The sequence below is a fragment of the Eubacterium pyruvativorans genome (assembly GCF_900102225.1).
GTDB lineage: Bacteria > Bacillota > Clostridia > Peptostreptococcales > Anaerovoracaceae > Aminicella > Aminicella pyruvativorans.
In genome coordinates this window covers 70,294-85,179 of record NZ_FNBF01000005.1, presented here as the reverse complement: position 1 = coordinate 85,179, position 14,886 = coordinate 70,294, and the positions used below count along the sequence as shown (strand labels likewise).

Sequence of the window (14,886 nt, the reverse complement as noted above, 5' to 3'; positions counted from 1 at the left end):
ATAGGTGCGGAACAAAGAAAATCTCATTTTTCGCACCTTGCTAATTCGGGCTGGAATTAAATAATCATAGATAGTTTTCTGCTAATGCATGGTCATACAAGAACATAAAAAAATATTCTCTTTACTGCGAACATTCCCCCGCCAGATTGCAACTCTATGTCCACATTTTCTGCACTACTGAATATTTACTCCATAGTCAGCATATAATTCCGCCTCCGAAAGGTGCGAAAAAAGCATATTGCCTCATTCCGCACCCTCGTCCAGGCTGGTAATTATTTAATCGGGTTCTTTTTTTATTTCCGCACCCAGTTAAGTACGTAAAAGGTGCGGAATCGAGGAAAATGGGCAAATTCGCACCTTTCATCAATATACAATCATGGTTCGTATACAATAAGCCACCTGTACCCATGCATTAATATGGGAAATCATGAGTTGTATACAATTTACCGCACTGTGCAATCCGCATTGTACAGTCTGCGCCACATTCCCCGATATCAAACGAAGCCGCCGCATCGAAACGACATGTCATTCGTGCAGCGGCTCCCACTGCTACAGATCAATATCCAGCTCCACCGGGCAATGGTCGCTTCCCATGATATCAGTGTGAATCTTCGCCTCCCGGATCCGGTCCCGCAGCCGGTCGCTCACCAGGAAATAGTCGATGCGCCACCCGGCATTGTTTTTCCGGGCGTTGAACCGGTAGGACCACCAGCTGTAGACGCCGGTAAGGTCCGGATACAGATAGCGGAAGGTATCCGTGAATCCGGCGCCCAGAAGCTCTGTCATCTTGCCCCGTTCCTGATCGGAAAATCCGGCATTGCCGCGGTTGGATTTCGGGTTTTTCAGGTCGATCTCTTCATGGGCCACATTCATATCGCCGCAGAGGATTACCGGTTTTTTGCGGTCCAATTTTTTCAGGTGCGCTCTGAGATCATCCTCCCACTGCATGCGGTAATCGATCCGCTTCAGCCCCGGCTGGGCGTTCGGAACGTAGACATTCACCAGGTAGAAATCCTCATATTCCAGGAAGATTCCTCTTCCCTCATCGGTGTGCGTCCCGAAGTTGTACTGCACGTCCAGCGGCTCCCGGGCTGTGAAGACAGCCGTGCCGGAATAGCCTTTTTTCTCTGCGCTGCAGAAGTACTGCAGCGGAAATTCCGGAAGATCCACCTCCGCCTGTCCCGGCTGCATCTTCGTCTCCTGAATGCAGACGAAATCTGCGCCCAGTCCCTTCACGGTATCTTCGAATCCTTTTTTCAGACAGGCTCTGAGCCCGTTCACATTCCAGGAAATCAGTTTCATTCTGTTTCGCCTCCCTGTTGTTCTTTCGTGTCTTTCGTTCCGGCACCCCTCTTCCATCCGGTACGCACATCATAGGTCTTCTTGCCCCAGACGCCGGTGAGCCGCATGAATACCAGATAGCCTCCGATGACGCCCAGCAGAGAAGCCAGAAGAACGCCGGTTTTCATGCTGCCTGCACAGAATGCGCAGATGGCAGGAGCAACGATATAGGATGCCGGCACATTCACAATGTTCGCCGGTCCCAGCTCCGCTGCAGTGGTGGTCTCATTGTCCGGGTCAGCGATCCGGACCAGGGAAAGCCCCGTGGCGTTCGTCCCTGTGACTGTGCCCCACTCTCCCAGTGTGCGTTCGAAATCGTTGGATCCCCCGAACCGGGCGCCGAAGTAACGGATCAGGACCCATGTCACACAGGCCGTAGCAGCACAGATGATCAGGATCGGCACCACCCACTTTCCCACAATGTTCAGATCGATGGCGAAAAACGTCGCCGCCACCATCAGATCCGTGGATGCGTTGGTGATGCGGACCTGGGTACCCCGGTCCATGAACTTCGTGAACCCCATGCGGGTCAGCACCCAGCGGACGGCATACGCCGCCAGCATGCCGTTGAAAAACAGCAGCTGGGAGAACAGTTGTCCGAAATATCCCGGAATCAGTCCCCAGAGTTTTCCGATCTGGATGCCCAGGATCCAGGAAAGCCCCACCAGCGCGATATGCAGGGTCATCACATCCAGATTGCCGCCGTAGGAGGTGACTTTTCCGTAGGATTCCTGCTTTTCCGGTTCGAAGAAGCCGCGAATCAGGCTGTCGCTCAGCTCCACATGAGCCTCCGCAATGCCCCGGCGGATCCCCTTCCGGGCGAAAGGCACGCCCAGCAGAAATGCCACGATGAATCCGACGGCGGCAAACATCATGGCAACCTGCACAGCGTCATTCCAGCCTGCCTTCTCGATGACAGAGCCGTAGGTGACAGCCTGTCCCGGTCCCTGGGCGAATCCGAACGGAATCATGAGTCCGTAGGCCCGGTCCATATGCCAGATGCCGCCGATGACGGTCAGAATTCCGAAGCCGATCAGTGCCTGGAACGCATAGGCCATGGCCCAGAAGGATCCCATGCCAAGAATCCCGGAGAGCATTCCCCTGCGAATCCGCTTCCGCAGTCCTCCGGAAGATTGGGCATCCCCGGCGGATGCAGCCCCGCCGGAAGAATAAGCATCCCCGGCGTGAGCGGATTTCCCTGCACTGTTCCCTGCATCCGGGTTCCCTGCCCCCGGCAGTCTTTCGGGTCCGGGCTTCTTCTCCGGCAGGGTGAGTCCCAGGTTGATAAAAAGAAATGTGTAGAGCTGCCCGGAAATCAGCCCGTAATCCGCAGCCTTCGTTCCTTCCAGTCCCGTCGTGTTCATGAAGATGAACCCGATGATCCCCGCAATCAGGCAGGACGGCACCAGCATGCTGCCGAGAAAACGCACCTTCCACCGGATCACAATCGCCGCCAGAAACATGACGCCGATCCAGGCCACTGCTGTCATTACACTCATTCGATCTCCTTTTTCTGTTATCGTAATTTCTGTTATCAGAAGCCTCCCGCCCGGAGCCCGCAGGCACTGCGGGAGAGACGCATTTTTAGTATTATACCACATCAGAGCACTCAAAAAACGAAAAACAGTCCGGCCCCCGCACCCGATGGCGCGGGAGGCCGGACTGTTCCGCCCGATATCCGTTTCCGCCCGGAATGACTCCGCCGGAAATTAGTGCTTGCTGTTCTTCAGCTCGTTGACCTTCCAGACAGTATCTCTGGCGATCATCAGCTCTTCGTTCGTCGGGATCAGCAGGATCTTCACCTTGGAATCGTCTGCGGAGATAACCGCTTCCTTTCCTCTCGTTCTGTTTCTGATCAGATCCAGGTGGATGCCCAGGTTGTCCAGGTTGTCGCAGATGATGTCTCTCATGCCCATGTCATTTTCACCCACACCGGCAGTGAAGATGATCGCATCCACACCGTTCATTTCTGCGATGTAGGAACCGATGAACGCACGAACCTTGTGAGCGAATACCTTCATGGCCAGCTGTGCTCTCTCGTTGCCGTCCTCTGCCGCCGCTTCCAGGTCTCTGAAGTCGGAGGAAATACCGGAAATACCCAGTACACCGGACTGCTTGTTCATGACATCGTTCACCTCTTCATTGGAGAGGCCTTCCTTCTCCGCCACATACGTCATGATGGACGGGTCGATATCGCCGCAGCGGGTTCCCATGACCAGACCTTCCAGCGGAGTGAAGCCCATGGAAGTGTCCACAACCTTGCCGTTCTTGATCGCTGTAATAGATGCACCGTTGCCCAGGTGGCAGGTGATCAGCTTCAGCTGGGATTCCGGCAGGCCCAGCATCTCTGCTGCTCTGTGTGCAACATACTTGTGGGATGTGCCGTGGAAGCCGTATCTTCTGACACCGTACTTCGTGTAGTAGTCATACGGCAGAGCGTAAATATAGGATTCTGCCGGCATTGTCTGATGGAACGCTGTATCGAAAACCGCTACCATCGGTGTGTTCGGCATCAGTTCCTGGCAGGCTCTGATTCCCAGAATGTTTGGTGGGTTGTGCAGCGGCGCAAGGGCGGAGCATTCGTCCAGTACCTTCAGAACCGCATCATCGATCACTACAGAGTGGGAGTAGTGCTCACCGGCATGTACGACTCTGTGGCCTACCGCATCCAGCTCGTCCATGCTCTTCAGTACACCGTGCTCCGGGTCCACGATGGCACCCAGAACCTGGGCGATCGCTTCCTTGTGTGTCGGCATCGGTGTGACATTCTTCCACTTCTCGTCAGCGCCGACCTTCGTATGTGTAATTACGGAACCGTCCATGCCGATTCTCTCCACAAGGCCCTTCGCCAGCAGCTGCTCACCTTCCATATCCAGAACCTGGTACTTCAGGGAGGAGCTTCCGCAGTTGATTACCAATACTTTCATCTGAAAATCTCCTTCATCATTTCTGATACATTAGTCATTCTCTCGAAATCCCCCGGGCGGGTCCCGGCGGATCTCACATACTTTATCATTATATTCCATTACATTTTCCCTTTCAAGAGAATACCCGGCGGAAACAGAAAAAGAGCAGAAGGAACGCCCTCCTGCTCGCTTTTTGTCCTTCTACGCCCCCCGGTAGTAGCGCTGCTGCTCCCGTTCCATAATGGCGGTGCCCACGCCCCGGTCCGTGAATATCTCCAGCAGAATCGAATGTTCTGCGCTGCCGTCCAGGATATGCACCCGGCGCACGCCGTTTCGGATGGAGTCGATGCAGTTTCGGATTTTCGGAATCATGCCGCCCTGCACGACGCCCTCGTCGATCAGGCGCAGCGCCTCGTCCTCGTCCAGCTCCGAAATCAGTGTGTCCGGATCCGACGGGTCCCGGTAAACCCCCCGGGTATCTGTGAGGTAGATCAGCTTGTCTGCATGGATAGCCTGGGCAATGGCCGCCGCTGCATGATCTCCGTTGATATTATATGCGTTTCCCTCTTTATCAGATCCGATGGGAAAGATCACCGGAACGAAGTCATCGTCCAGAAGTTTCCAGAGAATGTCCGGATTCACCCGGGTGACTTCGCCGACAAAACCGATGTCCTGTCCGTCCGGCATCACTTTCCTGACCTTCAGCAGATCTCCGTCCATGCCGCTGATGCCCATGGCGTTAACGCCCAGCTGCTGAACCAGAGAAACCAGGTCGGTATTTACTTTTCCCAGCACCATCTCCGCCACTTCCAGTGTCTCCCGGTCTGTGATGCGGAGGCCGTTGTAAAATTCCGGAACGATACCGGATTTTTTCACCCAGCGGCTGATCTCTTTTCCGCCGCCGTGCACGATGATCGGCCGCATGCCCACCAGCTTCAGAAGGGCCACATCCTCGATCACATGCATTTTCAGATCTTCATCCTTCATTGCGCTGCCGCCGTACTTCACGACCACCGTGTTTCCGTTGAAGCGCTGAATATACGGGAGCGCCTCGATCAGGATCTGTGCTTTTTCCTGATCTTTCTCTCTGTCTGTCATTTGGTCTGCTCCTCCCTATGAACGGTATGATCCGTTAATTTTCACATAGTCGTAGGTGAGGTCACAGCCCCAGCCGTACGCCTCCTGGTCTCCGTCGTGCAGGTCGATTTCCACGGTCACTGCTTCTTCTCCCATGACATTCGCCGCCAGGTCCTCGTCGAAGGCCACCGCTGCGGAATGCTCGCAGACCAGGACTGTGCCCTTCTTCGACGTAATGCTCACCGTGATGTCGGAGGCGTCAAAATCTGCCGGGGTATACCCGATCGCACAGAGGATGCGGCCCCAGTTGGCGTCGGCGGCGAAGACCGCTGCCTTGAAGAGGCTGGAGCAGATCACACTTTTCGCCACCAGACGGGCGGTTTCCTTCTCCGGCGCCCCGGTGACATGGGCCTCCAGCAGCTTCGTGCAGCCTTCTCCGTCCCCGGCGATCTTCTTCGACATGTATACACTGACCTGATGCAGTGCCTCGCAGAACAGGTCATAGTCCGGACCTTCTTCTGTGATTTCCGGATTTCCCGCCAGGCCATTGGCGATGATGGAGACGGTGTCATTGGTGGACGTGTCGCCGTCCACACTGACCTGATTGAAGCTGTCGATAATTTCCTCCGACAGCGCCTTCTGCAGCATCTCATGGGAAATGGCCAGGTCGGTGGTCAGAAAGCAGAGCATGGTGCCCATATTAATGTGAATCATGCCGCTTCCCTTGGCGATGCCTCCCAGCGTCACGGTCTTTCCGTCAATGGTGAACTGAACGGCATATTCCTTCTTGTAGGTATCTGTGGTCAGAATCGCCTTTCCGGCTGCAGAAGATCCGTCCTCCGACAGATTCTCCACCAGCTTAGGAATCGCCTTCTCAAACGGTTCGAAAGTGAGCGGAACGCCGATCACGCCGGTGGCGGCCGGGAACACGTTCTTCGGATCGATGCCGGTCAGTTTGCCCGCCAGCGCACATTCCTTTTCGGCGATTTCCACCCCGTTGGCCGTGCAGGTATTTGCATTGCCGCTGTTGCAGATGACGGCCTGCCCGATGCCGTCCTGAATATGATCCTTCGTGACGGCGATGTGGGCCGCCTTCACTTTATTTTTTGTATAAACTGCCGCCGCACTGCCCGGCACATCACTGACGATCAGGGCAATGTCCCCCTTGCCGGCATTCTTTCCGATCCCGGCGAATCCGCCTGCCGCCCGGAATCCCTTCGCTGCGGTTACGCCGCCGGTCACTGTCTGAATTTTTTCCATTTCTATACCCCTTTCGTTTCCTCAATTCCCAGCATAATGTTCATGTTCTGCACGGCCTGGCCCGACGCACCCTTTCCCAGATTATCGAACCGGGACAGAAGGAGCACCCGCTCGTCATTTCCTGTGACGAAAATCTGGAATTCATCGGATCCCGCCATGACGTTACTGTGAATAAACCCGTCCTCCGGATCCTTGTCCATGACCCGGATCAGTTTCTCTCCGCCGTACCGCTCCCGGTACACCTGACGGATCTCCTCCGGGCCGGGACTCCCGTGGAGCATCCCGGTATGAAGAGGCACGGTCATCACCATGCCGCTGTAGAAGTCTCCCACAATCGGGCTGAATGCCGGCGCCCGGGAGATTCCCGTCATCATGACCATCTCCGGCAGATGCTTGTGCTTCTGGGTCAGACCGTACTGGCCGGGGCTGGACAGGTATGCTTCCCGGTCCGCCTTCTCATGGTTCTGAATCATCTTCTTCCCGCCGCCGGAATATCCCGTGATACAGAATGCATCCAGCGGATAATCCGGAGGCAGAATTCCCGCATCCACCAGCGGACGGACCAGCAGGATAAATCCGGTGGCATGACAGCCCGGATTGGCCACCCGGGCGGCATTTCGGATTTTCTCCCGCTGCCCCGGAGCAAGCTCCGGCATGCCGTACACCCAGTCCGGATTCGTACGGTGGGCGGTGGACGTGTCGATCAGCCGCACATCCGGAGGCGCCGCCTGGGCAAGTTCCTGGGAAGCCGCATCCGGCAGACAGAGGATCGAAATGTCCGCCTGCTTCGTCATTTCAATTCTGGCATCCAGATCTTTCCGATGTGCCTCATCGATCCGGAGGATCTCGATATCGTCCCGCTGATCGAGTCTCTCATGAATCTTCAGTCCGGTGGTTCCGTGACCGCCGTCTATGAAAACCTTGTATCCCACGATAGAACTCCCTTCCCGCCGGCATGCTGCCGCAGCCTTATGAATTATTTTCCACTATTTCGCATATACTTTCATCAATGGGTTTATCATACTACAGCGTTGAAAAGAAAACAAGCGGTTTTTCGAAATAAATCCGAAAAACCGCATATTTATACATCCATCTGTTCTTTTTTTACCGGCATTCCGGTCGCCTGCCGGATTTGTTTTGTCAGATCCCGGTACACTACATGGCCCAGTACATCCGTCACCCGCATCATGATGCGGCTGTTTTCCGGGAGATGACGAAGCCGGAAGACCGTCTCCAGTCCGCTGCCCTTCCTGACCGCCATGACCCCGGGGCGGAACACTGTTCCGTCAAACTGAAAGTCAATGCTCCAGGAACGAACCAGGGCCAACGGGTCCTTCCGGCTCATTTCCCGGATGAACCCGGCATCCCCCTGATCCATCCGGGACTGAAGCCGCCTTTCCTTCACAGACAGAATACGGATCTGAATCGGCGGATCCTCCAGCAGGGTTCGCTCACCCTCCGTAACTTCCACCTCACAGTCGAAAGGAGGAAGTTTCCCTTCCGATTCCCATCCCGGCTCCGACTCCGAAAGAACCGAAAGGGACGGCGCATCTTCTCCCATTTCTTCCATTCCTTCATGGAGCCGCCCCAGGGTGCTCTCAATGGCCAGCTCCTCCGCATCGCAGGCAATGAACCGGCGGCCTGTTTCCAGAGCCACCCGGGGGAGGGTGCCGCTGCCGCAGAAGAAATCCGCCACCAGGTCCCCTTCCTCTGTGGAGCACTGTATGATCCGGCGGATCAGCTGCTCCGGCTTCTGGGTAGCGTATCCGGTCCGCTCCCCGGAGGTTCGTCCCACCATGTCGATGGCCCACACGTCCTTCATGTTCACCATCGTATACCAGCCGATTTCGTCCTCGAATTCTTCCACACCCTTGAAACGATAGGGCTTCAGTCCCCGGTTGTAGGATTTCTCCTGCAGCGCCCGGAACTTGTATTTTCCGCTCTTCCCGTATACCAGAATATTGTCATGCTTTCTGGCGAACCGCTTCTTCGTGGAGCCACCGGACTTATAGGTCCAGATGATTTCGTTGACGAAATTCTTTTCACCGAAAATTTCATCCATGATGATCTTCGCATAATGCACTGCGTGCCAGTCCAGATGCAGGAAGATCAGTCCGTCCTCCGCCAGCAGGTCCTTCATGCAGAGAAGCCGGGCCGTCAGCTGCCGCAGATAGCCGTACATGCCGGCTTTCCACCGGTCTTGATAGGCCTTGTGACGGATGTTCTTCCCCTGTACGGAGAGCACCGCATCATAGTCGGATTTCGAAAAAAACGGCGGGTCAATATAGATCATCTGGATTTTCCCCCGAAGGGACCGGCCTCCTTCGGCAGCCTCCGTACCTTCCAGCAGTCCCTTCATCAGCTTCAGATTATCTCCCAGACAGAGAGTATTCTCGAACCGGATCTCCCCTTCGGCAGCCTGCCCGGATGCATCCTGGGGAGGAAGATCAGCCTGACGAAGCGCCTCCCGCCGGGACGCATTCTGCCGGGAACCACTCTCCAGGCACATCACCCGCCGGTAATGCCCCGGTTTCACCAGGGACCGCTCAGCCCCTGCCCTGCCAATGACCTGCTCCAGATCTTTCAGTACGCCCATCTCATCTCACCTGCTTTATTTCACCCGATCTGTCAGTCCCATCTCCGCCAGAACCTGATTCGTGATCATGGCCGTCATGCCCCAGATGATCCGTCCGTTCACCTCGTACACCAGCACCTTGTTCTGACCGATCCGCCAGCGGTAGTTCTCCGAAATCCCCACCCGTTCATACGGGAAGTCTTCTGGAATCACCGCTTTCATCCGTTCGATATAGACTTCCGGTTTCACCTTCGCCAGATCACTGACCTTCACCAGAAACACCTCGTCCACCTCGTCCCGCTGCAGCGTCATATGCTCCACCGCATCCGGATCCACCGTGGCAACGAAAGGAAAGAGGGTGAAGTCCGCCTTCCCGATCAGATAGTCCGCCGGCCCTGCCACATGAACCTGCCCCGGATGAATGCCGATCTCCTCACAGGTCTCCCGGACGGCGCAGTCCACCGGCTCCTCCCCCGGCTCCACATGACCGCCGGGGAAACAGGTCTCCCCCGGCTGGGTCTTCATCTTCCGGGACCTTGTCTCATACAGCAGATACAGTTCCCCGCCCCGCTCCACGAAAGGCACCAATACCGCAAAAATCCGGTGATCCCCGATCGGTTCCGGCGTATGCTGCTCGAAAGTAACATGAACTGCTTCACTCGTGATATTCATAGTCCTCCATTCTTCCTGGAAAAAGAAAAAGAGGGCGCAGAAGCCCTCTCATGAATGATCTATCCTCTCGGATTACTGGTTCAGAACTTCGTACTTGCTGAAGTCCACGCCGATCATTTCTTCCGGATCGGCAGACAGGCTGACGACGAAGTCCATGCCGTGCACTTTCGAGATCCCGTCCAGTCTCTCAAGGAACTTCGGGAGGTCACCCAGGGAGAAATTGCTGAATTTCAGGATGCTGTCGATATAGATGGTCTCAATGTCGTGGTCCGAACTGATGATGCCGTAGATAAAGCCGATGTATTCGTCACTGTCGGTGATCTGTGCGTACTCTTCCATGCAGACAACTCTGATTCTGTAGTTCAGATCCGTCGTCAGTCTGGAATTCTTGTTAATGAAAATCACGCTGCCAGATGCTTTCTCGACCTGCTGGTTGGCTAAATCGATCATCATCTTCGTCTTTCCGGAACCCTTGTGACCTACTAATACTTTAACCATATTTCATCCCTCCTGTTGTTCTAAGATTAAGAATATTATACACTATGCCCCTAAGGGGTTCAACGTATTCCTCTTGTATTTTTTCCCGTGAAGCGGAGCTGTAAACCGGCTTCCGCCCCTGTTTCTTATTTCTGCTGTTCCCGGGCCGCATTCAGCCGAAGCTGTCCGCAGGCGCCGTCGATGTCCGCCCCCAGCTGCCGCCGGACCGTGGCGGTAATGCCCCGTTCTTCCAGCATCTTCATGAATTCCAGAGCCCTGGGCCTTCCGGCGGTGAGATATCCGGTCTCCGTCACCTCATTCAGCGGAATGAGATTGACATGACAAAGCATGCCCCGCAGGCGTCCGGCCAGCTCCGCCGCATCCTTCTCCCGGTCATTCACGCCCCGGATCAGGGAATATTCGAACGTAATCCGCCGGCTTGTTTTCTCCGTATACCGCTGGCATTCCGCCAGCAGTTCGTCCATATGCCAGCGCTGATTCACCGGCATCAGCCGGCTGCGCAGTTCATCATTCGGGGCGTGCAGCGAAATCGCCAGATTCACCTGGGGAAACTCTTCGGCAAACCGCCGGATTCCCGGTACCACACCGCAGGTGGACACTGTGATGTTCCGCATTCCCAGATTAAACCCGTCCTTCTCGTTCAGAAGACGGAGGAACTTCGCCACATTTTCGTAGTTGTCGAAAGGCTCCCCGGTGCCCATGATCACCACATGGTTCACCGGCTCTCCTGTCTCCCGGACGATGTCCAGCACCTGGGAGATCATTTCTCCCGCCGTCAGATTCCGGACCAGTCCGTTGATGCCCGAGGCACAGAATGAACAGTGCATCCGGCAGCCCGCCTGGGAAGATACACAGACCGAATTGCCGTACTTGTATTTCATGAAAACACTTTCCACGGCATTTCCGTCGGGAAGACCGAACAGAAACTTCTGTGTTCCGTCCATTTTCGAACACTGCCGGCGCAGGGTCTTCAGGCAGTCTGCCCGGGCGTTTTCCTCCAGTGAACGAATGAAAACTTCCGGGAGGTTCGTCATCTCCCGGAAGTCTGTCCTTCCCTTATAGATCCAGCCGAAAAGCTGACGGCCGCGGAAAGCCGGCTGCCCCAGTTCCTTTGCGAATTCTTCCATTTCTTTCCTTGTCAGGTTTCTGAGTTCTGTCATTTCCTCACCGCTGCTTTCCGAATTGCCGCCGGCGCCTCCCGCAGGAGACGCCGGACAAATAATTCATCGGATATTCTTTCAAAAAAACCTTCGTTCAGACGCAGGCTGTCTCTGCCTACACGCGCTGAATCATCAGACCGGTCTCGTGACCATTCAGACTGACCTTTTCGCCGGCATCTTTCTGCTCTTCCACAGCATCCGCCAGTGTTTCGGTCTGAATATAATCCCTGTATTCCTCCACAGCATGGAGAACCGCCGGGTCTGCGTCCAGGAAGATGCGGATATGATCCATCATCTCGTAGTCATTGGACTTTCTCATCTGCTGTACCTTGGATACCAGCTCTCTCGCCAGACCTTCCACTTCCAGTTCCGGAGTGATCTCCGTGTCCAGAATAGCGAACACGCCGCCTTCCATCGCCACAGAGAATCCTTCCTTGGCATTGATCTGAACGTCCACCAGTTCCTTCGTGATCTCGGTTTCTTCTCCCTCCAGCACCAGTTTCGCAGAACCGTTCCGTTCCAGTCCGTTCAGGAATGTCATCGGATCCTCGGCGGCCAGGGCCTTGCCAAACGCCTTGATCTTCTTTCCGAGGACCGGACCGGCTGCCCGGAAGTTCGGCTTCAGAACGTAATTCATGTAGGTGGTCAGATCCTCGGCGAACACCACATTCTTCACATTCAGCTCTTCCATGATCAGCGGCGTCAGATCGGAGATCAGCGCCTTGTACTTGCCGTCCACCAGAATTTCAGACAGCGGCTGACGGACCTTGATACCTTCCTCTTCACGGATGCCGCGGCCCAGTGTGGCGATCTGCTTCACCAGATCCATTCTCTCTTCCACGTGTTCGTCGATCAGAGATTCATCTGCCTCCGGGAAGAATGCCGTGTGAACCGACTTCTCCGGATCCACCAGCTTCTTGTACATTTCGTCGGACAGGAACGGGGCGATCGGTGCGATCATTCTCGTCAGACCTTCCAGTACCTCATAGGTGGTAGCGTACACCGCCTTCTTGTCCTCCGTCATCTCATTTCCGTAGAAACGGCGGCGGGCCCGGCGGATGTACCAGTTGGACAGATCGTCAATGACGAAGTCCTGCACCGCTCTCACGGTCTTCATGTGGTCATAGTGATCCATGTAATCCGTGACATCCTTCACCAGACGGTTGTACTTGGACAGAATCCAGCGGTCCAGCTCCGGACGGCTCTTCGGATCACTTTCGATCCCTGCCATATCCACGTGATCCATATTCGCATAGAGCACGAAGAAGTTGTATACGTTCCGCAGCGTTCCGAAGAACTTGTTGTTGGTTTCCTTCAGTCCGTCCTCATCGAACTTCGTCGGCGTCCAGGCCGGGGAAACACTCAGCATGTACCAGCGGGCTGCGTCTGCTCCGTATGTATCAAAGATTTCGAACGGATTGACCGTATTCCCCTTGGACTTGGACATCTTCTTTCCGTTCTTGTCCAGAATCAGGTCGGTTACCAGCACGTTCTTGTACGGCGCTCTGTGGAACAGGAAGGTGCTGATGGCCATCAGGGAATAGAACCAGCCTCTGGTCTGGTCGATCCCCTCGCAGATGAAGTCGGCCGGGAAGTTCTTCTCGAACGCTTCCTTGTTCTCAAACGGGTAGTGCCACTGGGCATACGGCATGGAACCGGAATCGAACCAGCAGTCCATGACTTCCGGAATCCGGGTCATAACCTTGCCGCACTCCGGGCAAGTGAGATGAATGTCATCCACATACGGACGGTGCAGCTCCACCGTCTCCGGATCCACCGTCTCCACGGCCTTCTCCGCCAGTTCCTTCTTCGAACCGACGCACTCCAGGTGACCGCATTCACAGCGCCAGATCGGAATCGGCGTTCCCCAGTATCTCTGACGGGAAATATTCCAGTCTCTCACATCCGCCAGCCAGTTGCCGAACCGGCCTTCTCCCACAAACGGCGGGAACCAGTTCACGGTCTTGTTGTTGGCAACCAGTTCATCCCGGAGATCACTCATGCGGATGTACCAGCCCGGCTTCGCATAGTAAACCAGCGGCGTGCCGCAGCGCCAGCAATGCGGATAATCATGCTCGATCTTCACTTTCTTGAAGAGCTTCTTCTCCTTCGACAGCCACTTGATGATTTCCACATCCAGCCCGTCTTCCATGATGAAGCGGCCCTTCCACGGCGTCGTGGTGTAGCGGCCTCTCTCGTCCACCGGTTCATAAACCGGCAGGCCGTACTTCATGCCGCAGTTATAGTCGTCTTCACCGAATGCCGGGGCAGAGTGAACAATTCCCGTACCGTCTTCCACGCTGACATAGTCCATGCAGGTGACGAAGAACGCCTGGTCATCTTCCACTTCATTCCAAGGCATCAGTTTCTCATACTTGATCCCTTCCAGCTCAGATCCCTTCATTTCTTCCAGGATCTCGTACTTGCCTTCTCCCAGATTCTGGTCTGCCAGATCCTTCGCCAGAATGAAGACGTTTCCGGCTTCATCCCCTTCCAGCATCTTCGCCCGGATATAGGTGTAGTCCGGACCCACGGTCAGGGCTTCGTTCGCAGCCAGGGTCCAGGCGGTCGTCGTCCATGCCAGGAAATATTCATTATCCCGGTCCGCTCTCTTGAACTTCACAGTCAATGTGTTGACCTTCACTGCCTTATATCCCTGAGCGACCTCGTGGGAAGCAAGTCCGGTTCCGCAGCGCGGGCAGTACGGCTGGACCTTGTGACCTTCATAGATCATATCCTTCTGGAAGAACTGGTCGATGACCCACCAGACAGACTCAATATAATTGTTGTCCAGGGTGATGTACGGGTGATCCATGTCCGCCAGATAGCCGGAACGTTCACTCATATCTCTCCACATATTCGTGAAGGTGAATACCGATTCCCGGCACTTCTGATTGAATTCCTTGATTCCGTATTTCTCAATGTCCTGCTTTCCGCTCATGCCCAGGTCCTTCTCCACCTGGATCTCCACCGGAAGTCCGTGGGTATCCCAGCCGGCCCGGGCTGTGACCTTGAAGCCCTTCATCCGCTTATAGCGGTTGATGGAATCCTTCAGTGTACGGGACATCACATGGTGAATGCCCGGCTTGCCGTTCGCTGTCGGCGGTCCCTCGAAGAAAATGAACTCCGGTCTGCCTTCCCGTGCTTTCGCACATTCCGTCAGCAGATCATTGTCTTTCCATTCCTTGACCTGTGCCTTCTGTACCTCGGCAACAGGCTTGTCTGATAGTTTCTCAAACATCTTAACTGATCCTTTCTTGTCAAAAGTGTTCTCTGTGCTTTATGACAAAAAATCACCTGGACGTCCGTTCTGATGTATCCCTCCAGGTTTGATTGCCATCGACGAACAAAAAATCGTCTTTGACATTATAGCGCCGCCCCACATTCCGTGTCAAGA

General features: G+C 55.1%; 11 protein-coding genes. All 11 read right to left on the bottom strand.

Annotated features, from left to right (window positions below; genetic code table 11):
• Positions 1-549: 549 nt before the first annotated feature.
• Entirely contained in the window at positions 550-1,302 is a 753-nt protein-coding gene (locus BLQ24_RS03170; protein WP_090162591.1) for an exodeoxyribonuclease III, read from the bottom strand.
• Positions 1,299-2,840 carry a sodium/glutamate symporter gene (locus BLQ24_RS03165; RefSeq protein ID WP_143004237.1) on the bottom strand — a complete coding sequence of 514 codons (1,542 nt, stop codon included), beginning with the start codon at positions 2,838-2,840 and terminating at the stop codon, positions 1,299-1,301. Before BLQ24_RS03165 ends, BLQ24_RS03170 begins: the two co-directional genes overlap by 4 nt.
• A gap of 210 nt (positions 2,841-3,050) precedes the next feature.
• A complete protein-coding gene (locus tag BLQ24_RS03160) occupies positions 3,051-4,268 on the bottom strand; it encodes an acetate/propionate family kinase (RefSeq protein ID WP_090162589.1) in 1,218 nt (405 codons plus the stop codon).
• A gap of 180 nt (positions 4,269-4,448) precedes the next feature.
• A complete protein-coding gene (argB, locus tag BLQ24_RS03155) occupies positions 4,449-5,345 on the bottom strand; it encodes an acetylglutamate kinase (protein WP_090162587.1) in 897 nt (298 codons plus the stop codon).
• A gap of 15 nt (positions 5,346-5,360) precedes the next feature.
• A complete protein-coding gene (gene argJ / locus BLQ24_RS03150; protein WP_090162585.1) occupies positions 5,361-6,584 on the bottom strand; it encodes a bifunctional glutamate N-acetyltransferase/amino-acid acetyltransferase ArgJ in 1,224 nt (407 codons plus the stop codon).
• Between the two features lie 2 nt (positions 6,585-6,586).
• Positions 6,587-7,516 (bottom strand): N-acetyl-gamma-glutamyl-phosphate reductase, encoded by a 930-nt coding sequence (argC, locus tag BLQ24_RS03145; protein ID WP_207644938.1) that lies wholly within the window; start codon positions 7,514-7,516, stop codon positions 6,587-6,589.
• Positions 7,517-7,665: 149 nt separating this feature from the next.
• Positions 7,666-9,180, bottom strand: coding sequence for a DNA methyltransferase (locus BLQ24_RS03140; protein WP_090162582.1), 1,515 nt, complete (start codon positions 9,178-9,180; stop codon positions 7,666-7,668).
• A gap of 15 nt (positions 9,181-9,195) precedes the next feature.
• On the bottom strand, positions 9,196-9,831 hold the full coding sequence (locus BLQ24_RS03135) for an NUDIX hydrolase (protein WP_090162581.1): 636 nt from the start codon (positions 9,829-9,831) through the stop codon (positions 9,196-9,198).
• Between the two features lie 72 nt (positions 9,832-9,903).
• On the bottom strand, positions 9,904-10,329 hold the full coding sequence (locus tag BLQ24_RS03130) for a P-loop NTPase family protein (RefSeq protein WP_090162578.1): 426 nt from the start codon (positions 10,327-10,329) through the stop codon (positions 9,904-9,906).
• Between the two features lie 125 nt (positions 10,330-10,454).
• A complete protein-coding gene (gene rlmN / locus BLQ24_RS03125; RefSeq protein ID WP_090162576.1) occupies positions 10,455-11,489 on the bottom strand; it encodes a dual-specificity RNA methyltransferase RlmN in 1,035 nt (344 codons plus the stop codon).
• A gap of 115 nt (positions 11,490-11,604) precedes the next feature.
• Positions 11,605-14,730 (bottom strand): isoleucine--tRNA ligase, encoded by a 3,126-nt coding sequence (ileS, locus tag BLQ24_RS03120; RefSeq protein WP_090162573.1) that lies wholly within the window; start codon positions 14,728-14,730, stop codon positions 11,605-11,607.
• Between the last annotated feature and the right edge of the window lie 156 nt (positions 14,731-14,886).

Bases quoted from the DNA above. Each gene is read 5' to 3' on its own strand.
- BLQ24_RS03170 (WP_090162591.1), bottom strand. From the start codon at position 1,302: ATGAAACTGATTTCCTGGAATGTGAACGGGCTCAGAGCCTGTCTGAAA.
- BLQ24_RS03165 (WP_143004237.1), bottom strand. From the start codon at position 2,840: ATGAGTGTAATGACAGCAGTGGCCTGGATCGGCGTCATGTTTCTGGCG.
- BLQ24_RS03160 (WP_090162589.1), bottom strand. From the start codon at position 4,268: ATGAAAGTATTGGTAATCAACTGCGGAAGCTCCTCCCTGAAGTACCAG.
- argB (WP_090162587.1), bottom strand. From the start codon at position 5,345: ATGACAGACAGAGAGAAAGATCAGGAAAAAGCACAGATCCTGATCGAG.
- argJ (WP_090162585.1), bottom strand. From the start codon at position 6,584: ATGGAAAAAATTCAGACAGTGACCGGCGGCGTAACCGCAGCGAAGGGA.
- BLQ24_RS03140 (WP_090162582.1), bottom strand. From the start codon at position 9,180: ATGGGCGTACTGAAAGATCTGGAGCAGGTCATTGGCAGGGCAGGGGCT.
- BLQ24_RS03135 (WP_090162581.1), bottom strand. From the start codon at position 9,831: ATGAATATCACGAGTGAAGCAGTTCATGTTACTTTCGAGCAGCATACG.
- BLQ24_RS03130 (WP_090162578.1), bottom strand. From the start codon at position 10,329: ATGGTTAAAGTATTAGTAGGTCACAAGGGTTCCGGAAAGACGAAGATG.
- rlmN (WP_090162576.1), bottom strand. From the start codon at position 11,489: ATGACAGAACTCAGAAACCTGACAAGGAAAGAAATGGAAGAATTCGCA.
- ileS (WP_090162573.1), bottom strand. From the start codon at position 14,730: ATGTTTGAGAAACTATCAGACAAGCCTGTTGCCGAGGTACAGAAGGCA.